Annotated in this window: 17 protein-coding genes and 1 tRNA gene; 6 read left to right on the forward strand and 12 right to left on the reverse strand. The window is 38.8% G+C overall.

Annotated features, from left to right (window positions below; translation table 11 throughout):
• Nucleotides 1-51: 51 nt before the first annotated feature.
• Entirely contained in the window at nucleotides 52-1,212 is a 1,161-nt protein-coding gene (locus AC1DQW_RS15265) for a FecR family protein (RefSeq protein WP_477454874.1), read from the reverse strand.
• 195 nt (nucleotides 1,213-1,407) lie between these two features.
• Between AC1DQW_RS15265 and AC1DQW_RS15270 the strand changes: the two genes are divergently transcribed.
• Nucleotides 1,408-2,007 carry an RNA polymerase sigma factor gene (locus tag AC1DQW_RS15270; protein WP_477454875.1) on the forward strand — a complete coding sequence of 200 codons (600 nt, stop codon included), beginning with the start codon at nucleotides 1,408-1,410 and terminating at the stop codon, nucleotides 2,005-2,007.
• Between the two features lie 216 nt (nucleotides 2,008-2,223).
• A tRNA-Arg gene (locus AC1DQW_RS15275) sits at nucleotides 2,224-2,295 on the forward strand.
• Nucleotides 2,296-2,629: 334 nt separating this feature from the next.
• On the opposite strand, the gene AC1DQW_RS15280 is transcribed toward AC1DQW_RS15275, so the two are convergent.
• Nucleotides 2,630-3,169 (reverse strand): hypothetical protein, encoded by a 540-nt coding sequence (locus AC1DQW_RS15280; RefSeq protein WP_477454876.1) that lies wholly within the window; start codon nucleotides 3,167-3,169, stop codon nucleotides 2,630-2,632.
• 465 nt (nucleotides 3,170-3,634) lie between these two features.
• On the reverse strand, nucleotides 3,635-6,127 hold the full coding sequence (gene ppsA, locus AC1DQW_RS15285) for a phosphoenolpyruvate synthase (protein WP_477454877.1): 2,493 nt from the start codon (nucleotides 6,125-6,127) through the stop codon (nucleotides 3,635-3,637).
• Nucleotides 6,128-6,250: 123 nt separating this feature from the next.
• On the opposite strand from ppsA, the gene AC1DQW_RS15290 reads away from it, so the two are divergent.
• Complete coding sequence (locus tag AC1DQW_RS15290; protein WP_477454878.1) at nucleotides 6,251-7,177, forward strand: AraC family transcriptional regulator; 927 nt, start codon at nucleotides 6,251-6,253, stop codon at nucleotides 7,175-7,177.
• Nucleotides 7,178-7,346: 169 nt separating this feature from the next.
• Here AC1DQW_RS15290 and ychF read toward each other — a convergent pair whose 3' ends face one another.
• Nucleotides 7,347-8,450, reverse strand: a complete 1,104-nt coding sequence (gene ychF, locus AC1DQW_RS15295) for a redox-regulated ATPase YchF (RefSeq protein ID WP_477401460.1) — start codon at nucleotides 8,448-8,450, stop codon at nucleotides 7,347-7,349.
• 232 nt (nucleotides 8,451-8,682) lie between these two features.
• Here ychF and mgtE point away from each other — a divergent pair, with 232 nt between their 5' ends.
• The gene (mgtE, locus tag AC1DQW_RS15300) at nucleotides 8,683-10,053 is read left to right on the forward strand and encodes a magnesium transporter (RefSeq protein WP_477454879.1); all 1,371 of its coding nucleotides are present in this window, start codon (nucleotides 8,683-8,685) and stop codon (nucleotides 10,051-10,053) included.
• 126 nt (nucleotides 10,054-10,179) lie between these two features.
• On the opposite strand, the gene AC1DQW_RS15305 is transcribed toward mgtE, so the two are convergent.
• From AC1DQW_RS15305 to AC1DQW_RS15330, 6 genes are all read right to left on the reverse strand, one after another.
• Nucleotides 10,180-10,512: a DUF3276 family protein gene (locus AC1DQW_RS15305; RefSeq protein ID WP_477401463.1), complete on the reverse strand. Its 333-nt coding sequence runs from the start codon at nucleotides 10,510-10,512 to the stop codon at nucleotides 10,180-10,182.
• Between the two features lie 129 nt (nucleotides 10,513-10,641).
• Nucleotides 10,642-12,429 carry an ABC transporter ATP-binding protein gene (locus AC1DQW_RS15310; protein WP_477454880.1) on the reverse strand — a complete coding sequence of 596 codons (1,788 nt, stop codon included), beginning with the start codon at nucleotides 12,427-12,429 and terminating at the stop codon, nucleotides 10,642-10,644.
• Between the two features lie 598 nt (nucleotides 12,430-13,027).
• Complete coding sequence (locus AC1DQW_RS15315; protein ID WP_477454881.1) at nucleotides 13,028-15,229, reverse strand: TonB-dependent receptor domain-containing protein; 2,202 nt, start codon at nucleotides 15,227-15,229, stop codon at nucleotides 13,028-13,030.
• A 169-nt stretch (nucleotides 15,230-15,398) separates the two neighbouring features.
• Nucleotides 15,399-15,842, reverse strand: a complete 444-nt coding sequence (locus AC1DQW_RS15320) for a MauE/DoxX family redox-associated membrane protein (RefSeq protein WP_477454882.1) — start codon at nucleotides 15,840-15,842, stop codon at nucleotides 15,399-15,401.
• Nucleotides 15,842-16,729, reverse strand: coding sequence for a hypothetical protein (locus AC1DQW_RS15325; RefSeq protein WP_477454883.1), 888 nt, complete (start codon nucleotides 16,727-16,729; stop codon nucleotides 15,842-15,844). Before AC1DQW_RS15325 ends, AC1DQW_RS15320 begins: the two co-directional genes overlap by 1 nt.
• Before the next feature lie 241 nt (nucleotides 16,730-16,970).
• Entirely contained in the window at nucleotides 16,971-17,138 is a 168-nt protein-coding gene (locus tag AC1DQW_RS15330; protein WP_477454884.1) for a hypothetical protein, read from the reverse strand.
• A gap of 259 nt (nucleotides 17,139-17,397) precedes the next feature.
• Between AC1DQW_RS15330 and AC1DQW_RS15335 the strand changes: the two genes are divergently transcribed.
• Complete coding sequence (locus tag AC1DQW_RS15335) at nucleotides 17,398-20,418, forward strand: lantibiotic dehydratase (RefSeq protein ID WP_477454885.1); 3,021 nt, start codon at nucleotides 17,398-17,400, stop codon at nucleotides 20,416-20,418.
• Here AC1DQW_RS15335 and AC1DQW_RS15340 read toward each other — a convergent pair.
• Nucleotides 20,407-21,153, reverse strand: coding sequence for a LytR/AlgR family response regulator transcription factor (locus tag AC1DQW_RS15340; protein WP_477454886.1), 747 nt, complete (start codon nucleotides 21,151-21,153; stop codon nucleotides 20,407-20,409). The genes AC1DQW_RS15335 and AC1DQW_RS15340 overlap by 12 nt on opposite strands.
• Nucleotides 21,154-22,209 (reverse strand): sensor histidine kinase, encoded by a 1,056-nt coding sequence (locus AC1DQW_RS15345; protein WP_477454887.1) that lies wholly within the window; start codon nucleotides 22,207-22,209, stop codon nucleotides 21,154-21,156.
• Nucleotides 22,210-22,317: 108 nt separating this feature from the next.
• Between AC1DQW_RS15345 and AC1DQW_RS15350 the strand changes: the two genes are divergently transcribed.
• Nucleotides 22,318-22,455 carry a hypothetical protein gene (locus tag AC1DQW_RS15350; protein WP_477454888.1) on the forward strand — a complete coding sequence of 46 codons (138 nt, stop codon included), beginning with the start codon at nucleotides 22,318-22,320 and terminating at the stop codon, nucleotides 22,453-22,455.
• Nucleotides 22,456-22,582 lie beyond the last annotated feature (127 nt).

Here is a 22,582-nt window from a genome sequence, read left to right on the forward strand (position 1 = left end):
GCCGGGGGTGGTCTCAACACTCCCGGTTTTTGGATTTTTAATGGGATGTAGTTATTTAGCTATAATGGTTACCCTCCTTCCTTCAATTACAAAATGAACTTTATCCAATATCTCGATATTTTTTACCAGGCTTGATAAACTCTTGGAGCGGGAATAGTTACCTGTAAAGTTAACATCGTTCATATCACCTTTAAAAACCACGTCCACATCATACCACCTGGAAATTTTTTTCATCATGTTTTGAATGTTTTCATTATTGAAAATGAACATGCCATTTTTCCAGGCCATAATTTCATCAACGTCCGCCGGTTTAACTTTCATATCTTGCTTTAAATCATTCACTGCCATTTGGCCCGGCTTAATAAAAGTATACTTGTTGTTGTAATTTATTTTAACAGCGCCTTCCAGCAAGGTTGTGGTAATATTATTTTCATCGGCATAGGCGCTGATATTAAAATGGGTACCCAATACCTCTACCACCTGTTTATCATTCACATTTATTTTAAACGGCATACGCTTGTTTTTTGCCACTTCAAAGTAAGCCTCCCCAATTAGTGTAACTTTTCTTTCAATTCCGGTAAAAGTGATTGGGAAGGTTAGCGACGAAGAAGAGTTTAACCAAACCTTAGTACCATCGGGCAGTACCACGTCATACTTGCCCCCTCGCGGAATGGTAATGGTGGTTAAGGCATTACCCTTTAATTGCTCATTGTTTTCTCCGTCATTTTTGATAATTAAACCATTTCCGGATTTAGATATGGCTACGCTGCCTTGCTTACTTAATACACCATTTGCGGCGTTATCAAGCACTATCTGTTTTCCGTTTGATAGTGTTAAAACAGCTCTATTGGAGCCGGGTGGAATATCATTTTCTATTACTTTAGTCCTCTTGGCGATGTATGATACCGGCTTTACACGGTTTAAACTAATAAAAAACAGGCTAATGGATATAAATAACAATACAGCTGCTGCTGCCGCAAATTGCCACCTATATCTATTTATAACAGGTATTTTTTGTTGATGAATACTTTTTTGCAATTTGTTACGCAATAATAACCGTATGTGATCCTCATCGCCCTTGGTACTTTTATTCCACAGATCATCAGTCAATCCAGCCTTATCCTGGTAGTTTTTTATCAGTAACTCTTCCTCGGGGCTACAGTTCCCTTTTAAATATTTCTCGCACAGAGAAAGATATTGTTCTTCGGTCATCAATCAGGGTACGTATGGGTTTAATATTGGGTTATATAAGTATAGATACATATGGATGCGACAACACACATAAAAACAAAAAAAATATTTTTGCTTTAGTATGCAATCCATGAAAGGATTGGGATAATAATTAAGAACTCCGGTTAAAAAGTTTATTAACTGATTTTTAATCCATAGCTTTATGTTACCAATTGTATGCTCAACCAAAGTTTAACAGATCCCGAATTAATTGGGGCAATGCTTCAGAATGACGAAAAAGCGTTTAATCAACTTTTTGAACGCTATTGGTCGCGTGTTTATACAGTTGCCTACCGATATGTTAAAGACGAAGAAGCATGCCTGGAAATAACCCACGATATTTTTTTGAATATTTGGAACAAGCGGCATGAGTTAAATATAAACTCTTTTAAAAACTATGTAATTACCGCTGCCAGTTATCATGGTATCCGCAAAAAGCAAACACTCAAAGCCGCCCCAATTCACTATGTAGAAGATTATGAAAATAGCGAAGATGACGCCTATGCACTTAATCAACTTTCGGAAATAAATGAAGGTGAAACAAAAATATGGGAAACCGAATTTGATTCGACGATTGACACTTTATTAAATGACCTGCCCAAAAGATGCCGCGAAATTTACAAAATGAGCAGAAAAGACAATTTGTCTATCACTGAGATCTCGGCCCGGTTAAATATCTCTAAACGCACGGTTGAAAATCAGCTCACCAATGCCCTTAAGCACCTGCGCACCTCGTTAAAATACATGCTTATCATTATTATAATAGCAAGTTGGTAACAAAACTTAACGGACTGCCGTTCACTTAAACCGAAATTATTTAACTCCAATTACCTGCTAATGGCCTTTTGCTTTATAAAAAGTTACGCCTAAAGGAGTTAATGCGGTTAATTATATATCATCGACCAATGAAAAAATTAAAAGAGAATTTGCCAATAACTTTATAGCTACCAAAATCACATATGGTTTAAATCAATTTCCTATATTTGCGCAAATGCTCCCGTAGTTCAACGGATAGAATTATGGTTTCCGGTACCATCGATATGAGTTCGAATCTCGTCGGGAGCACTAAATGTTCGCAAGTACCGAAACACTTGCGAACATTTTACTTTCTTTTACAGTAGACGGCGAACTTACGATCTGCTAAGCTAAAATTCTGCAATACGAGCTATTGTTATGATCAGAGAGAAACGGCTCCTTCCGTCCCCAGACTGGACATAACTTGTCAGATCAAATGCGCCTACTGARCATTCTTTAATACTTTAGCAAAAGTATAGATAACCTAAATATCAATATGTTAAGATTATATTTGGACGATAGGCGGCCGAAAAGCGACTTATTTACTTAGTACTTACTTGAATTCGTTTAAAGAATTTTCTTACTCAAGAATACAAACCATACATTATTTTTCATCATCATTATATTTTAAATCCCTTACAACGTGTTCGCCAGGATAGATCTCTTGAATTTTTGTAGAGGCAGCAGTGATCTCGATTAACAAAGGTGTTAACGATATATTCAGTTCCCGAATTTTAGCAATAGTAACAGATTCAATTTTTGATTTCGTGTAACGCCTGCTATTGATAACGGCATTCATACCGCTCATATAAGGATTGTGTGCAATAAAATCCCGGTAGTCGCGAATATCTTTATTATAAGTTTTATAAAGACTATTGAAGAATGTTAGGAGGTCCAATATTGCTTCATCCTGTTCTTGAGTAGAAGACAATATCATTATGATAAATGATATTCTTTCCCGAAGACTTTGCTTATGGATACTGTCAATTGAGTATCCAACATCGTCTTTGAAATTAGCATTTACACTCGCCAAAGCATATACTATTTGTTCAATACAATAATTGATTTGAAATTCAAAAGTGTTAGCCTTTGATACAAATTCTCCAATTACAGCATAATGTTCTTTAAGTTCTGAATCTCCCATGCGGTTTATAAGGTTATTTTGTTAGCATAGTTGCGGATAAATCTGCTGTAAAGGTAGGAAATGTTATCTCCTACTCGATTATACTCGAATATATTCCTATCTGAAAATAACTTAAATCTAAGAAGCTGTTTAAATTTGATCCAATAATGTTTTATAGGTCCGAGAAACACATATCCAGCCGTCATTGCTGTAAGGCACGAAGCAATCTTTACGTATGCAGGTCGATCATGCATATGCCAGACTGTTCTTTTCTCTCTGTATAGCTTAGAGATTGCTTCATGCCTACCCATGACAAGTTGTAGAATCCCAGACTTACGAAGTAATAAACTTCGTAAGTCTTTCGCCGATTTGTCATTTACCCTTCAGAGTTACCGGATTTTAGCTTTCGCAATGACGATCTATTTGTCTATTTTTAAACAGTTTCTAAGATTTTAATTTCTTTCATTTGATTTAAGCATTTTATGATTAGACCAAACTGTTCTCTGGTATTGAATGAGCGCCAATAAACTCATCCGGGAAGCTGATATACTTCAACTTTAGCTCATCTTCTATCTGCCTGATCGCTTTAACCGTTTTCATGAACGAGTCGGGGGTTACAGAAATGGTATCAATTCCTTCTTCAACCAGGAACTGGGCAAAATCCGGAAAATCAGATGGACCCTGGCCGCAGATCCCCACTTTTACTTTCATTTCTTTAGCTACACGTATCAGGAAAGAGATCATCATTTTTACAGCCTCATTACGCTCATTATATAAACCGGCCACCAGTGATGAATCCCGGTCGAGCCCCAATACCAATTGGGTAAGGTCATTTGAGCCGATAGAAAATCCATCAATATGCGCCGCGAATCGCCTGGCTAAAATCACGTTTGACGGAACCTCGGCCATTAAAAAAACCTCCAGCTTGTTTTCGCCTCTCTTTAAGCCAAAACTATCCATGGTATTGTAAACCATAAGCAATTCATTAACCGTACGGCAAAAGGGTATCATCACCACAACATTATCCAGGCCCATCACCTCCCGTACTTTTTTTATGGCTTTGCATTCCATCCCGAAAGCTTCCTTGTACACCTCAGAATAGTAACGTGATGCGCCCCGCCAGCCAATCATCGGATTTTCCTCTACCGGCTCAAAGTATTTACCTCCCGGCATATTGAAATACTCATTAGTCTTAAAATCCGAAAATCTCACAATCACCTTATTAGGGTAAAAGGCGGCTGCAATTTTTGCAATACCGTATGACAGCTTTTCAATAAAAAACGCTTCGCCGTTTTCATAACCCTTTGTTACACCGGCAATATGTTCGGTTAAGGCAGTATCGTTTAGCTGCTCGTGCTTAAGCAAAGCCATGGGATGCACCTTGATATAGTTGTTGATGATAAATTCTTCCCTGGCCAAACCAACACCTTTATTGGGGTAATGCGCATAATGAAAAGCCATATCCGGCGATGCCACATTCATCATTACCGGTGTGGTAGTTTCCGGAAGGTCTTTGAGACTATGTTCCACTTTATCAAAAGAAATGATGCCTTCATATATAATACCAGCCTCTCCTTCGGCACAGGACACTGTTATCACCTGGCCGGTTTTCAACAGATCGGTGGCATTTTCGCACCCGACTATTGCAGGAACCCCTAATTCGCGGGCCACTATGGCAGCATGGCATGTGCGGCCGCCTTTATTGGTGATGATGGCCGCCGCTTTTTTCATTACAGGCTCCCAGTCCGGATCGGTCATATCGGTAACCATGATATCCCCGGGCTGAAAATTTATCTCATGGATATTTTGTTTTTCAAGGCCTTCCAGTAAATGCACTCTTCCGGATGCTATTTTGTCGCCTACGGCTATACCCTTCAATACAACTTTTTCATGCCGGTTGTCATCATTAATCTTAAATTCGATAATGGAGCCAACCTCCCTGCGGGAATGTATCGTTTCGGGCCTGGCCTGTACAATAAAAAGCTGCCCCGATAAGCCATCAACCGCCCATTCCACGTCCATAGGACACCATTTGCCTTTGAGTGCCGAATAATAATCTTCTATGATTACGACCCATTTACTCAATTGCAGTACTTGTTCGTCTGTTAGGCAAAAGCGCTCAGCATCGGCTTTATCGGTTTTTATCACCTGTATTCTTTCAGCTGCACTACTACCGTAAATCATCTTCTGGTGTTTACTGCCCAGCTTTTTTTCAATAATTGACTGGAAACCCATTTTGAGTAAAGGCTTGAACACAATAAATTCATCGGGGCTGATGGAGCCTTGTACAATCATTTCTCCAAGCCCGTATGAACCGTTGATGATTACGGCATCCTTAAAGCCACTTTCGGTATCCAGTGAAAAAGCTACACCCGACACCCCCTTATCAGACCGGACCATTTTTTGAATGCAGACCGATAAGCCGATCAAAAAATCATCATAGCCAAACATCTTCCGGTAACTGATAGCCCTATCGGTAAACAGGGAGGCAAAGCAATTTTTTATGGCAATTAAAAGATCTTCTTCGCCGCTTATATTTAAATAGGTATCCTGCTGACCTGCAAACGACGCATCGGGCAAATCCTCGGCTGTAGCAGATGACCTGACAGCGACATCAACATCGGGCTGATCATATTGTGCACAGAGGTTTACATAGCCTTCGGCGATCCGGGCTTTCAGATCCTGCGGAAACAGACCATCCTGAATTAGCTCACGGATACTTGCACCACATTGCATTAATTCCTGCATATCATCCACGTTGGTGCCTGCAACAATTTGTTTTATTCTTTCGTCCAGTTTATTTGAAGTGATAAAATGATAGTAGGCTGCAGCAGTTATAATGAAGCCGTCGGGAATATTTATCCCAAACCCGCTCAAATTTTGAAGCATCTCGCCCAAAGAGGCATTTTTGCCGCCAACAGTTTCAATATCGTTAATCGAAGCCTCGGTTAATTTCAGGATAAATTTTGCTGTTTCCATAAATATTTCGTTTAATCAAAACTACTTATCTAAAAAAAGCCTTCATTTGTAAATAATAATAAAAAATGATACTATATTAACCTATATTCTTTAATATATTCAAATTAAGGTTAGCATAATATAATGAAAACTATATTCTACCCATTTTTTAAAGAGAATACGAATTCTTTCAACGTTGTGGAAAGTAAGTTGTACCATGCGTTCAACGATTTTCATTATCATGCGGAGCTTGAATTGATCTATATAGCGGAAGGAGAGGGTACCTTGCTGATTGGCGATCAGTTTGAACAGGTTAAGGCCAATACCTTGATCTTAATAGGCGGGAATGTACCACACATGTTTAAGTTTGACACGTTCAGGTTTCAGAATGAATTGATGAACCGGGGGAAGATTTCAATTCCGTTAAGGCTTATTACCTTACATTTTGACCCGCATACCTGGGGAGAAAGTTTTTTAAACCTGCCGGAGAATGAAACATTGAACCAGCTATTTGCCGACTGTCAAAGAGGAATGACGATACAAAGCCACGATCAGGAACTTGTAAAGGACATGATGGTGATGATAATGAATACACCTGCCTATGAACATTTTTCGTTGCTGATCAAACTCTTTACAACCATCGCCACCAGCAAAACTTCCCGGTTTTTAACCGAACGGCCGGATAAACATGCCTATAATAAGATTGATGAACAGCGACTATCCAAGATCTATATATACACGCTGAATAATTTTACAAAAACGATCAAACTGAAAGACGTAGCAGACATCATCTACATGTGTCCGAACGCTTTTTGCCGCTATTTTAAATTGCGGACCAATAGAAGCTATTTTGAGTTCCTGATGGAAGTAAGGATCAATTATGCCTGCAAGCTGCTGCGCGAAAAGGATTTTAGCACAGTGGTGATCTGTTATAATTCAGGATTCGGAAACCTTTCTAATTTTAACCGGCATTTCAAAGCTTTAACAGGGAAAACGCCTTTGGAATATCGAAGAAACTTTTCATCGCAAATAAGGCCATTACATAAGTTCGTCCATTTAGTAAAAAACTGACTCATAGTTTTCTGAAAACCGAAACCTGTTAAAAATAAAAAGCCGCCTCATGTTAATGATGAGACGGCTTTTTCTTATTAAGAATCAACAGGTTAAGAAACATAAAAGCTTTCAGGCTTCTCCCCTATATCCATATTCCTTTTTTTATTTCCCTTCTGTAGTCAGAGGGCTAAACATTAAACCTGAAATGCATTATGTCGCCATCCTGTACTATGTAGGTTTTACCTTCAATGCCCAGCTTACCATTTTCTTTTATGGTAGCCTCAACACCGTTGTATTTTACAAAATCATCGTATTTAGTAACCTCGGCGCGGATAAAACCTTTTTCAAAATCGGTATGGATAACACCAGCCGCCTGTGGCGCGGTAAAGCCCTGTGTAATTGTCCAGGCGCGTACTTCCTGCACACCTGCGGTAAAATAGGTAGCCAGGTTAAGTAAACGGTAAGCAGCTTTGATCAGCTTGTTAACGCCCGATTCTGTTAAACCCAAGTCGTTCAAAAACATCTGGCGTTCCTCATATGATTCAAGTTCGGCAATCTCGGCTTCTATTTGTGCCGATATGATCAGCACTTCGGCTTTTTCATCAGCAACGGCAGCTTTCACTTTTTCAACATAAGCGTTACCGGTACTTACAGATCCTTCATCAACATTACAAACGTACATTACGGGTTTGGCAGTAAGTAACCATATATCAGCAATGTATTCTTTATCCTCTTCGGCCACCGGGGCAGTACGGGCCGATTTACCCGAAAGCAAGTGATTTTTATAAACGGTTAAAACATCAAAGGTTTTTTTTGCCTCTTTGTCGCCCCCGGTTTTGGCCATTTTTTCAACCTTTTGGATCTTTTTCTCAATTGAATCCAAATCTTTCAACTGCAATTCGGTATCAATGATCTCTTTATCGCGAATAGGATCTACAGAACCGTCAACGTGTATCACGTTATCATTATCAAAGCAACGCAAAACGTGGATAATAGCGTTTGTAGCACGTATATTGGCCAAAAACTGGTTACCCAAACCCTCGCCTTTGCTGGCCCCCTTCACAAGGCCGGCAATATCAACAATTTCGATAACGTTGGGCACAATGGCCTTTGGTTTAACTATCTCGGTAAGCGTTGTTAAGCGCTCATCCGGCACAGTAATTACGCCTACGTTTGGCTCAATAGTGCAAAACGGAAAATTTGCCGCCTGCGCCTTGGCATTTGATAAGCAATTAAAAAGCGTTGATTTGCCCACATTTGGTAAACCCACTATCCCACATTGTAAACCCATTCTTTAAAGTTGATTAAGTTGATTGGTGAATGTTGATTAAGTTAAAAAAAGGGAGATTATGCAAGCTTTTAACTAACCTAATCAACTATTTACCCCAATCAACCACTCACCCAAAATTCCCGCAAAGATAACAGAAATTTTTGCCTAATAATTTGAAAAAATAAACGACTTTTGCCGTCGTTTAAAAAACGGAAAACGGTTTATAATAAGATGTAAAAAACGAGGGCTTTTTATGGAAGAGATGGTTGAGCAAATAGAATTACTACTGGAAAAGGAAGACAATACCGAATTACAGGAATATTTGAACAACCTTAATATATCGGATGTTGAAGAGCTGATTGATGAACTTCCTGAACATGGCCCCCTTTTTATCGAGATCCTTTCCCTTAATCGTGCCGTTAACGTGTTCCGGATATTGGATTTCCCAACGCAGGAACGTATTATCAAAAAGCTTTCGGGTCAAAAAGTTGAAGAACTTATAAATGAGCTCCCTCCCGATGACCGCACATCCCTTTTTAGTGAATTGCATGGTGATGCCGTTCAAAAACTAATCCTGCATCTATCGCCCGAAAACCGCAAGGAAGCACTATCGCTTTTAGGGTATGAAGAAGACAGCGTTGGCCGTTTGATGACGCCGGATTACATTGCCGTAAAAAAAACATGGGATGTTACCCGCGTATTATCACACATCCGTCGTTACGGTAAAAACTCCGAGACGATTGATGTAATTTATGTTATAGATGAAAACGGCCAGTTGCTGGATGATATCCGGATTCGCGAGATATTGCTGGTGAAACCCGAAACAAAGGTAAACGACCTGATGGATGGCCGCCTGATTGCCCTGAGTGCCAGTGATCCGCAGGAAGAAGCTATCAATATTTTCAGGATGAACAACCGCACAGCACTACCCGTGGTTGATAAGGAAAATATTTTGCTTGGCATAGTCACCATTGATGACATTTTATGGATAGCTAACGAAGAGTATACAGAAGATATTCAAAAGATAGGTGGTACCGAAGCGTTGGATGAACCATACCTGGATATTAATTTATTCCTGCTGGTAAAAAAACGCGTTGGCTGGCTTATCATTCTGTTCCTTGGCGAAATGCTTACCGCAACCGCGATGGGCTTTTTTGAAAAATCAATTGCTAAAGCTGTTGTGCTGGCCTTGTTTATCCCGCTTATTATATCAAGCGGTGGTAACAGTGGTTCGCAGGCATCAACCCTTATTATACAGGCCATGGCATTAGGCGAAGTTACTGTGACCGACTGGTGGCGGGTTATGCGCCGCGAACTGCTATCGGGCCTTATGCTGGGATTAACACTCGGACTGATAGGCTTCATGCGTATATACATCTGGACATTATTTTCGCCTATTTATGGCCCGTACTGGATGCTCGTTGGCTTAACTGTAGGCTGTGCCCTGGTAGGTGTGGTTTTATGGGGATCATTAGCCGGATCAATGCTCCCGTTGATATTAAAAAAACTGGGGGCCGACCCCGCCACCTCATCCGCACCGTTTGTGGCTACACTGGTTGATGTTACCGGCCTTATTATTTATTTTACAGTTGCGGTAATTTTAATGAAGGGCACCCTCCTTTAGGGATAAAATTGCCAGGGTATTACTTAGTTTGATCATACTAAACCTTAAAACTAAATAGGTTTAAAACAAAGAAACCCCGCCAAAAGCAGGGTTTTCTTGTAATATTAGTTTAGTGGTTGTTCAGTGTTATATCTCGAATGAGAAATCTTCATCGGCAGCTGCTTTGGCAATTTCGGCGTTTTCGCTGTATTCGTAGCGTTTTTCAACAACGTCCTGGTTTGCCTTAATGTAGTCAACAGTATCTTTTAACCCTTCGGCAAATTTTTCAAAATCTTCTTTATATAAAAATATCTTGTGTTTTATAAAAACACCATCCTCCAAACGTTTCTTGCTTTCTGTTATAGTAACATAGTAGTCGTTTGATCGGGTTGCTTTTACATCAAAAAAATATGTCCTCTTCCCGGCTCTCACCTTCTTTGAAAATACCTCTTCCCGCTCTCTATTGTCAAAATCTCCCATAATGAATATACCAGTAATTAGTTTTGGTTGGCATAAATATAAATAAAATTTCAAACTGCAAGTATTTTATTGAATTTTATTGCGCATTTTAAAACAAAACAGGCAATTCCCTGTGTCTGATTTTAATTATTAAGCGTCCTGCTCTTCTTCAAGCAGTTGTTTTTCGTACAGATCAAAGTAGGTACCCTTAAGCTGCATCAGGTATTCGTGGTTGCCGTGCTCTACAATTTGGCCTTTGTCCATTACCAGTATCTTATCGGCATTTTTTATGGTTGATATGCGGTGCGAAATGATAATACTCGTTTTACCCTGCATCACGCGGCCCAGGTTATTCAGTATCTCTTCCTCGGTACGGGTATCCACTGCCGAAAGGCAATCATCAAATATCAGGATCTGTGGATGTTTAAAAATGGCCCTCGCTATTGATACACGCTGCTTTTGACCTCCGGATAGCGTTACACCGCGCTCCCCTATCAGGGTTGTAAAACCGTGTTCCAGTTCCATAATGTTATTATAAACAGCGGCATCCTTAGCAGCCTGCTCCACACCCKGCAAATCAAGCACATCGGCACTGAAGGCTATATTATTGGCTATGGTATCCGAGAACAGGAAAACCTCCTGCGGCACAAAGCCAATCTGCGACCGGTAGCCCTCCAGGTTAAATTGCAGTAAAGGGATGTTATCAGCAGTTATTTCGCCGCCGGTGACATCGTACATCCGCATTACCAAATTGGCAATAGTTGATTTACCCGAACCGGTACGACCAATAATTGCCACCATTTGCCCCGGATCAACCTTAAAGGAAACATTTTTTAAAGCCTGTATGCCGGTATCCGGGTAAGTAAATGATACATTATTAAACTCAAGCGCGCCTTTAAGGGTATGTACCGGCGCTTTGGTTGAAATAATTTCGGGCTGCTGTTGCAAAAACTCGTTGATCCGTTTTTGTGAGGCCGCCGCGCGCTGGATGAGTGAAGTTACCCAGCCCAAAGAGATCACCGGGAAGGTAAGCATATTTAAATACACAATAAACTCGGCAATGTTACCCGATGTAATGTTTCCCTTCATTACCTCAACCCCGCCAACGTACATGGTAATTACGTTGCTTAAACCCACCAGCAATAGCATAATAGGATAAAACAAAGCCTGCACCCTCGCCAAAGCCATGGAGTGGGTTTTATAGTTCTCACTTTCGGTGGCGAAGTTTTTACGAACAAAACCTTCACGCACGTATGATTTGATGACCCTGATGCCCGAAAAATTTTCCTGCACAAAGCTGGACAGGCCCGATAAGCGCTGCTGAATCTGCTCGCTGCGGTAATTGATCACGTTGTTTACATAGTAAATGATGCCCGCCAGTATGGGCAGCGGCAATACCGAAAAAATGGCCAGCCTTACATTCACCGTAAGCATGGCGTATATCACCAGGATAAACAGCACCACCGTATTTATGGTATACATAATACCCGGCCCCAGGTACATACGTACACGACTTACATCCTCGGTAACGCGGTTCATCAGATCGCCGGTATTGTGGCGGCGGTAAAAGGCCAGGGAGAGGCGCTGGTAATGACTATAAATTTCGTTCTTCAGATCGTACTCAATATGGCGCGACATGAGGATGATGGTTTGCCGCATAAAAAACAGAAAAAGCCCCCTCAGCAGGGCCAACAGCAATACCAACACGCCGAAGAGCATCAGGCTGCTGCCAAAAATATCATAGATCATGCCCTGGCGGTTAAAACCCGCGAAAAGCTGGTAAGCGCCAATGTTTTCGGTAACCAGGTCAAAGGCTACGCGGATAACCTGGGCGGGCAGTACGCCAAAAACATTGGATATAATTACAAACAGCACACCGGGAATTAATCGCCAGCGGTATTTGTAAAAGAATTTATTGAGGTACGCGAGGTCTTTCATAAAGCCGAAAGTCTGGAGTTTTAAGTCCGTAGTCAAAAGTATTAAAATTTGGGAGGATTGTTGGTGAGGGAAAGTAAACCGGGTGTAAGAAAAAAAATTGGTGGGATTTTAGGCCGCGGTTAAGCCAACCCGTTCCCGGCAAAATATGTTTAGTTAAGTTCAAAAAAATGGACAATAATTGATATTAAAGAATAGAAATTGTTAGAAAAATCGAGAAAAATATACAAATATTACATGATGCATTTTTTAATCCGGATTGCTACCGTTGCCTGCCTTTCGGCGCTGTGTTTTTGTCTTCTTCGATCACTCAGGCACTCCCTGAAAAGCACCTTTGGGATACCATGCTATCCGATGGGTGAAAACAAACAAATCTGATTCCTATTAAACTAAATAGTTACGGGTATGCCGCGCTCCTGGCCGGCGCTGCGTACTCACTCCAAATGAGTAATAATCATCTACTGACAAAGTAGTGTCACCATAGGTATGGCAGGGGTTGCGTAACTTTGTTTGTATCCCGGTAGTAAGAGACAAACCGACCTCAAGCCGCGAAGTACTTAAMCATCCCAATGATTTCACCAAATTAAAATGATTAACTATACTACAGGCCACCATTTTTTAAATCACTATTCTTTACTTTATTCTCGTGTAATTTTCCATTAGATTTCTTTCCGAACACATAGGAAGCTCTCAACTGAAAAGTCCTTAAATTAATATCATTTGCGGTTCGTTGACTAAATCCGGGACCGGAGGTATAGGAGTTGAATTTACCCCCAAGTCGAAAGGGATCATCAATTGCAAATGAAACGATGCACTTACGATTAAATAAAGATTTACTAAGACCAACATTGTTGGAAAATGAACCCGGGGATTTTCCTTGCAGGGTGATTTGACGGGAAAAGTAATTCATCGATACATTCAAATTTAAAGTAGGCGTTAATGATGCAGAGTTTCTAAAGCTGGCATAGTAATTATACCCATCATTTGAGGTTTGGCTGTTACTGATGTAATATTTTTCGGCTGTAAAGCTCAGATTTAGATTGTCCTTTTTAAATGGAACAGTTGAAAAAAATAAACTACCGCTATACGAATGGGAAGCTCCCGCATTACTGTAGCTTGTAATTAATACGTCATCCGGGGTAGAAGATACGAAAGAGGATATTGCATTATTATCTTTCGTATAATCAACAGACAGGTCTATATAACTTTTTCCTATTGACTTTGAATAGTCAAGCCCTATTTGATGGGTTATCTCGGGATTTAAATGAGGGTTTCCCGTGGTGATGTTTTGAGGGTCTAAAGGATTTAAATACGGATTTAGATAAAAGATGCCGGGCCTTTGTATTTTTTCAGAATAAGATAGCTTTACCTGCTGGTCGTCGTCAATTTTATACAGCATATTAGCGCTTGGAAAGAGGTTGGAATAATTATAATTTGACCTATCTTCAGACAACGCAGTTTTGGTAACTGTGGATTCGTTTCTCAAGCCCAGCTGGATGCTTAATTTTGATATATTAAATGAATAAAGGCCATATACGGCATAGATCGTTTGATTGTATTTAAAGGTATTTATTGGCTGAGCAGCAGACTTTAACAGGCTATCCGAATATTCGCTATTATTATTCCTTACTATCGCCTTGGAACCGATTTCCAATTTTGACCGGTCTTTAAATTGTTTGCTAAAGTTAACCTGGTAGGTCACTTCTTTAAACGTTTCATTATTCAGATATTCATTCTTTTGTAGTTGGGTTGAATATGGCGAATTTTTTGACGCGATTAAGTCATCATCCACTTTAAGTTGGTTAAACAACACCGCAAAATTAATTGAGCTTTTCGATTTTTTAAACTCGTGGTTATAATTCAGCTCGCCATACCCTCCATATCTTTTAATGTGATCAAAAGTTGAAAGCAAATAATTTCCCGATGAATCTGCTTGATTGGAGTCGGTGTATTTGGAATTAAAGTTCTTTTTGAAAACGTACTCATATAAGTTAACCGCGCCGCCAATTTTGTTTAATGAATCAATCTCATAATCAGCTGTAACGTTTCCGAAATGAAAGAACTGATTGTTTTTTACCTTGCCTTCCTGGGATTGTTCACCGGCCGCTCTTTGGATGGAGCTTTCCATATTGCCGCTATTAGTCAGTTTTGTTAATGAATAAGTGGCGGCAATGTTCAACTTCGACTTTTTGATATTTATATTTACCAGGCCGTTGGCTCTATCGTATATTCCTCCTCCGGCCAATATCGTTACATCATAGCCATCAAGTTTGCTTTTCTTGGTGACTATATTAATTATAGAAACACCGTCTGCATCATATTTAGCCGGGGGATTAGTGATAATCTCAATATTGGAGATACTACTGGCAGGTAATCCTTTGATCACGTCGACCGGTACCGGTTTATCGTTGAGATATATTTTAACTCTGGACTTTCCGCGTAAGAATATTTGACCGTTTTGCCCCACGCTTAACAGTGGGGTTTTGTTCAAAACATCAGCCATGGTTATAGAACTTTGGATGGTCGCAGGATCTGGGTTAAATACGATCCTGTCTATTTTATTCTCTATTACCGGCTTTTTACTTTCAATCTTAACTTCGTTAAGGAGTTTTGTAGTCGATTGAATATAAACCATGCCGAGATCTATATCATGGCCGGTTGGTTTGATGGGCACTTTTCTTTCAGCATATCCCAGTGTCCGAACAATCACCACGCATTCTTTTTGTTGAATTTGAGCAAACGAAAATGTTCCATTTTCTGCAGTAAATGATTTAACCGGAGCAGCTTTTGTCGCACTTGTCATTAGTTCAATAGTTGAGTATGATACCGGAAGTTTGGTAAGTGAATCAATCACAACCCCACGAACAGTAATAACGGAATCTGCGTGCTGGCAAAACCCCGAAAACGATTTACAAAGCAAGCAGAGCAAAATAATGACCTTGAAGCAGGAAATATTAAAAATCTTCACTTGTTTAATCATTGGTGATACCTTTAGTAATTTTTTGTTGAGCTAACTTATTATAAAAGACAAACGCTACGGCAGCAAATGCAGAAAGAGAAAAATTAACAATGATGTGCTGCGAATAACTTAAAAAGCTAAAAATAAATCCGCAACCACATGGTTTATTAAATTGGTATTCCATAAGCAGGAATAACAGATAAAATCCGAACAGGCTTAATAAAAAACTTGAGAATAAAAAACCGAGGCCATTAAGCTCATTGAAGAACAAGCAAATTAAGATCACCGTTTCCGAAAAAATTGTCAGATACGCAATCAACATTATATAGTTTGGCGGGATTAGTGGTGAAAGAAAAAGCTGGTGTTTAAATTCCTCGAAATCCGACAATTTACTGATCAAGGTCATTGAAAATATAAACAGTATAATGTATTTTAAAATATTTATTGATGTTTTCATTAGAGATTGCTGATTTTGTAACACACTAATTTATCCTTGTACAACACATACAGCCTGTTGTTAAGGAGGCAGATTTTCCCTGGGTTTATACCATTAATTTCGGGCAGTATAAAACTGCCGTAATACTTGCAGTCATTTACACTGTACAAATCCGTATAAAAGCCGATTTGCCTGGTTGACATCTTTTGCTGGAAATTACTCAGGACGTATACAAATCTGCGATCGGCAGCAGCGCCGAAGTTTACAATTTTTACACCTCCGTCATAAGTTGCCCAGCCCCCTTCAGAAACTTTGACCAATGGTAATGGTACGTCATCGACTGTTTTTGTGAATTTTACCCGTCCGGCCGAATCTATTGCCGTTAGCCTATTATAGAAATAATTAATAAAATAGGAGTTTGTACCATTAGAAACAAAAAAGCCATCGTATAATAATCCGTTGTAATCTGACTGTGGTATCAACTTAACGATCCTGGAACTGTCGTTTTTCCCAAGTTCGATAGATTTATAAACATTGAAGTGTTGTTTGTTTTTCCAAACGTCAATGGTTTCCGTTATTATTTTCCGGTTGGACAGGAATAACACCCTGAAGAGTCTCTCTGTCGATTTAATCCGGGTAGCCGTTTTGTTTTGAAGATTTACAAAACTCACTGATTGGTTTTTAGAATCGGCAATTACTATGGAATTGGCCCGGGGATAATAATTAATGATATGCTGATATTGCCCAATCGAGTCCCCCCGTCCGCCAACAACATCTACAAGGTTTGCTTTTTCATCCAAAATATGTATTTGGTTGTTGGGTAATGCGAGTAGATACAAATGATTACCGTAGACCTTTAATTCTTCCGGGTGAAACGAAAAATGTTTTTCAAAGACTTTGGATATCATTACATTTAATAACTTCCGATGGCCGCTCTTTGAAATTTGAAAGTTGCTTTTAACTGCGCTATTTAAAAATAATATGACCAAGAATGATAATAAATAGGAAAAGAGGATAACTGATAGTATGTATTTTTTGTTGAAAAACGATTTCATGACGTTTAAATAAAAAATAAGAGAATGTTAGTTGATAACATTCTCTTATAAATTCGATTAAATCCAATATAATTATTGGCTTTGTTAACTTAGATTATTGATCTAAGCCCTTTTGATAAATTGTTCCATCCGGACCGGTAGCGCATTCCTGACCTGAACCCGGGCATGTTGGGGCCACAACTGATGCATTGGCGTGAGTGTTAAAAGATGATGCAAGGCCCGCTAATAATAATACTGCGATAAATAGACGTTTAGTTTTCATAAAAATGTTTTTTTTAATTTTGATCCAAATTAATCGCATCCGGTGAACCTTATAAATTTACTACACCAATTCAATTTTTGTAAGGACGAATTTAGGTTTTGTATGTAATAAAATAAGGGCACTAAAGGTAACCGGTTCAAATCCCCAACCGAATACTTTATCAGCTGAATGTAATTTCACATTGCCTAGTATCATTTTTTAGAATAAGGCTGATAAATATTATTGTTAAAATAAACGTTCTTTACGCCTTATTATAATAATGAATACTTTAAAATTTGGTTCAGAAATATTTGTGCGGGTAGCCAGCAGAACGTTCCATAATTTCAAACATGAGAACCTGAATCAATTACTAAAGGACAAAAGCTTTCAGTCTGCAATTTATTTCGCCTCTGAAAGCCTTTTTAAGGAATTGGAAAAATTTGGGTTCGATTACCATTCATTGAACGAGAAGGCTAAATTTAGTGTAGAAAAATATTATAACCGCACTTGTTTCCGTTCAACTCCGTTCGCTTTATTTGCTTCTGTAGGCACTGCCGCCTGGAAAAATAAGCCTTCCCCGGTACTAAAGGCATTGAACCCCGAGGTAAATATCTTACCGGATTTTAACATCGTAAGGAGTTTGAACAAGGCAATTCAGCATACAAGTAGAAAGGAAATTATTTTCACTGCCAATAATACTATTTATCAAACTGGTTCAAATTTTAGGTTTTTGAACGGGAACAGAAATATTGATAATGGGCAGCCTGATTTCAAGATCTATTCATTCAAAGGCAACCTAACCATTAGTAAGGTATTGCAATATTGTAGTCACGGTCGTTCCCGTACTCAAATAATCGATTTTTGTGCGCCGATTATTGAAGATACGGAGTTATTCATCGATGAACTTATTGCCTCCAATATCTTGGTTTCCGATGAAGAACCCTGCGCTATCGGGGATCCTGTTTTTTTACGGGATCAGTTGTTCGCTGCAGTCGGGCTTCCCCAGGCAGGAGAAATGGATGTTCAGCTTGCCAGGAACATTTATACGACCACCCATCGTCTCGAAAATCTTCCTCTGGACGATATAATTAACCTCAAATGGCCGTTAGGCCTGGTCCCTTCATGCGGACAGTTTTATGTTAACTCTTCGGTAGCTTTTAAAGGTGGAATAAATACAGATCAGCAGCCTAAACTGCTCGAAGGAATAATGGCTTTAGCCAGGCTCATACCTGAAATGGAAAACCAGGCACTTCAAAAGTTCAAAGAACAGTTTAAGCAACGATTTGATAATCAGGAAGTATTGCTGCTCCTTGCCTTGGATCCAGACACAGGTATAGGTTATTCGAATATGGAAAAAAGCGTCTACAGCAATGAGCTGCTGGAAGGGATAACGTTTGATGAAAGTAAAAAGTCAAATTGTATAAACTGGTCTCCTTTACAATCTTTATTGATCAATAAATTAGCCGGCGCCGGGCCATATGGTAAAATAGAAATCACTGATGTGGATTTGGCAAGCTTTGGCGCTTCGGATGGGATTATTTTCCCTCCCAGTTTTTCCGTCTTATTTACAAAAGCGGGTGACCAGGTTGTCCTTGAACGTGTTGGCGGAAGTTCAGCCGCTACACTTGCTGGTCGTTTTTCGCTATTTAATGATGATTTATTGCGGTATAACAAAGAGATTGTAACACATGAAGAAAAAACTAACGATGAAGTGCTTTTTGCAGAAATAGCTTGTCCGGTTGAGCCCCGCGTTGCTAATATTGTTACAAGAGGAAACACCTACCGGTATCAAATACCCTTGCTTCAACCATCCAAGGTGAATCCGGAGCATCAGATAGCTCCYAATGATTTATATATTTCAATAGTAAATGATAAAATCATTTTAAGGTCGAAAAGCCGGAACAAAGTTATTATCCCCAGATTCAGTTCCGCATACAATTACACCCGGCATGACCTGGCGATTTTTAGATTTTTATGTGATCTTCAGTTTCAATCTATCAAAGTAGATTTAACCTTGGATTTAGCCACTTTGCTACCAGACTTAAGCTTTTATCCAAGGGTAACCTATAAAAACTGCATTATCCATAGCGCGGCATGGGCGTTAAATAACAGTATACGTACCGACATTTTAAATAGCCGTTACCCTTTAAAAAGACTGAAGGAATATTTTTCTGAGGTATCAATACCGCAGCTGTTTGTTCTAATCTCCGGGGACAACTCCTTATTAATTGACCAGGAATCAGAACAKTCGCTTTCTTTTTTTTTAAAATGCATCCGGCAAAGTAAATTTAAAATCATGCTTAAAGAAACGTTCATTACCACAAACTCAATTGTAAATGATAGTGAAGGTAATCCGCTTGCAAATGAAATGATCGCCAGTATATTAAATTACCGCCCATCTTATGCTGCTCCTGATTTAATTCCAGTGAAAAAGCCTGTAAAAATCCAACGAAGCTTTTTACCTGGGGATAAATGGCTATACTTTAAAATATATTGTTCCCCGTATTCCACTGATGAATTTATAGGTACTGGCCTGTTTAAGACTATAGCCAGGCTTTTAAAAGAAAATTTAATTAATCAATGGTTTTTTTTGCGTTTCAATGATCCGGATCATCATATACGGGTTCGGATTAAATGTGGCGAGTCTCAAACAGCTGCTGCCTTAACATTGATGAATATGCTATTTAAATCAACCCAAAAGGAGGGGTTAATTTCGCGGGTAGCGATCGATTCTTACAACAGGGAATTGGAAAGATACGGCTATCACATCTTAAAAGTTGAAGAGATCTTTCAAGCAAGCAGCAGTTTCGCGGTTTGCTTTTTTAACCGGGTACTGCGGGGGAAATCCGGCTTCTCTGTTTTCGAAGTAATCTTGACTTCAGTAAATGCCATAATCGACCATTATGATGGGAATTTGGAGAAGAAAACACAATTTACAGCGCAATTGGTTAGCAGTTTTAGCATCGAATTTAACTTAGACAAAGAAACAGAAGAACAATTGAACCTCAAATATCGCCAAATGAGAAAAATAATTGAAAAGGTTCTTGAGCACAGGCAAAGCAAGGTTATTCTTTCCGAGTTCAAATTTGAAGCTCATCATTTACAATTATTATCTACCACAAAAAACTTTCGCATTTCTTCCGCTAACTCCAGAATGAGGCTTTTTGCAGATGTTATCCATATGCATATTAACAGATTACTGAGTGAAAATCAGCGTAAGCAAGAATTTATCTTTTACTATTTTCTAAAAAAATACTATAATTCACTTAGTGCCAGAAGGCTAACGCAACTATCTTCCTGATAAAAGTGTACTTTTCTTTAGAAGGGCTAATAACCGTTCTTTATGAGTTCCTCCGAGAGGAAAACGAAGATGTTCTGAGATTACGACCGTATTTCCTTCAACCGATTGAATTCTATCAAGGTTTATAATATAGGATTTATGAATTCTTATAAATCTGGTGGCAGGTAGCGCGTGCTCCAGTTCCGTCATCGTCAGATAAATAGTATGCTTGCCAGCCTTCACGTAAATTACAACGAAGTTTTTCAACCCTTCTACATAAAGGATATCATCGTAATGAATTTTTATCAATTTGCCTTTTACACCAGGGTTAATGAATATATAATTAACCGGGCTTTCCATAACTTCATTAGGAGACGGGCTTTCGGAAACTACCGGCAAAGCGCTTCTTGTAAAGAATTTATTGAGGGATTTGATGAAGCTTGGAAAGGATACCGGTTTTAATAAAAAATCGTAAACATTGGTTTCAAAAGTTTGAAGTGCATACCCCGAGAATGCTGTTATATAAATAATAGGTATATGCTGTGGAATTAACCGGGCAAGTTCGATTCCCGAGATGTTAGGCATATCAATGTCCATAAAAACCAGTTGTGGCATTTCTCCTTTTTGAATGGCCTCCAGGGCGCTTAGCGGATCGGCGTATGTTCCAATTAATTTTAAAGTATCTGCCTTTTTTATGTATTCCGAAAGTGTATCGATGGAATAAGCCTCATCGTCAACAATAATGCAGGTTACCATTTATAATTTAATTGATAAGGTTAATTCGTAATGATCCTTTGTGTCGTTAATAATCATATCATATTGATGCATGTAATGTTGTTCCAGCCTTTTCTTAAGATTCGATATTCCAATGCCCGAACCTGGTATTCCTGTTCTCAAACTTTTTTTGTTTTCAATATAAAAAAACAGTTTATGATTTTCAACTCTAAGAACTATTTGAACCGGATGTTTATTATCCATCAGATCGCCGTATTTGAAAATATTTTCTACAAGCGTCATCAATAGTAAGGGTGCTACCCGCTCTGTAGTTATGTCGCCAGAGCACTTGAACTCCAAATGTAATTTATAATCAAACCTATGCTGGTTAATAAGTATATAATTCCTGATATGCTGAACCTCATCCTCAATAAATACTTTTCCGTCTTTTTGAGGTGAATCTAACGCGTATCTCATCATATCAGACAGAAGCAATACGGTGTCGGCGGCTGGTTCTGAATGTTTAAGTACAGAATTATGGATAAATCCGAATACGTTGTATAAAAAATGAGGGTTGATCTGGGCTTTTAGAAAGGTATTTTCAAGTTCGAAAAAGTTCTTTTCAAGCCTTTCTTTATTTATGCTATCCAATAATTTTTCTTTCTCCAGTTCAGTTACTCTTTTTATTTGTTTTAAGCGGTTGTTAAAAAACCATACCCCTGAACTTATTCCTATAAAATAAATTGCTCTCCAAATACTTTCTGAAACAAAAAGGGTTGAGGTGGGTATTTGAGCCTTAGTATAAATACCATATCGGATAAATAGCAGGTAAAGTAAATATTTGATCGCGTTGTAGGCCGCGATTTCAAATACCAAAAGGACCAAAAACATGAAACCACCATTTTTTTTTCTAAGGCTCTTTTCCAGTAAGAAGTAGTTGAAGTAAAACAAGCCAATATTTAATAAATAATGCCCCGCATAATCATAAATACTGGAAAACTTTCCATTAAAGGTGTAAGTGACCGATAGTTCATATGCGATGAAAAGTATCCAGCAAAGTAAATTGATCCGAATGGTCTTAATCTTGGGGAGCTCCATTTTTTACTATTGCCAATAATAGCAATTGGTATTTATTATTGTTGATTTGGTGTAATAATATTTATTGAACAAATGTGGCTTTATAACTTGAAAACAAAAATTGAAGTTATGAAAAAAAAGCAACAATATTTAAAACTAAAGCCCATCATTCGTTTTAAAAACAACAACAGAAATTTATACGGAGGTGAAACTGATCCAACTACTGTCACCACGATTACGGTAACCCATATCGGGTTATTAAAATAGTACAAATAATTTACAATAATTATAGTAAATGGTTATTACCATATTAAATCTATAGTGCAGCTCCTTCCCCAGCTACCGAAAGGCTTCAGCCTTGTGGCCGGCATGCAAGGTATTGAATATGCAAATC

This window comes from Mucilaginibacter sp. P5_A4 (assembly GCF_056400605.1).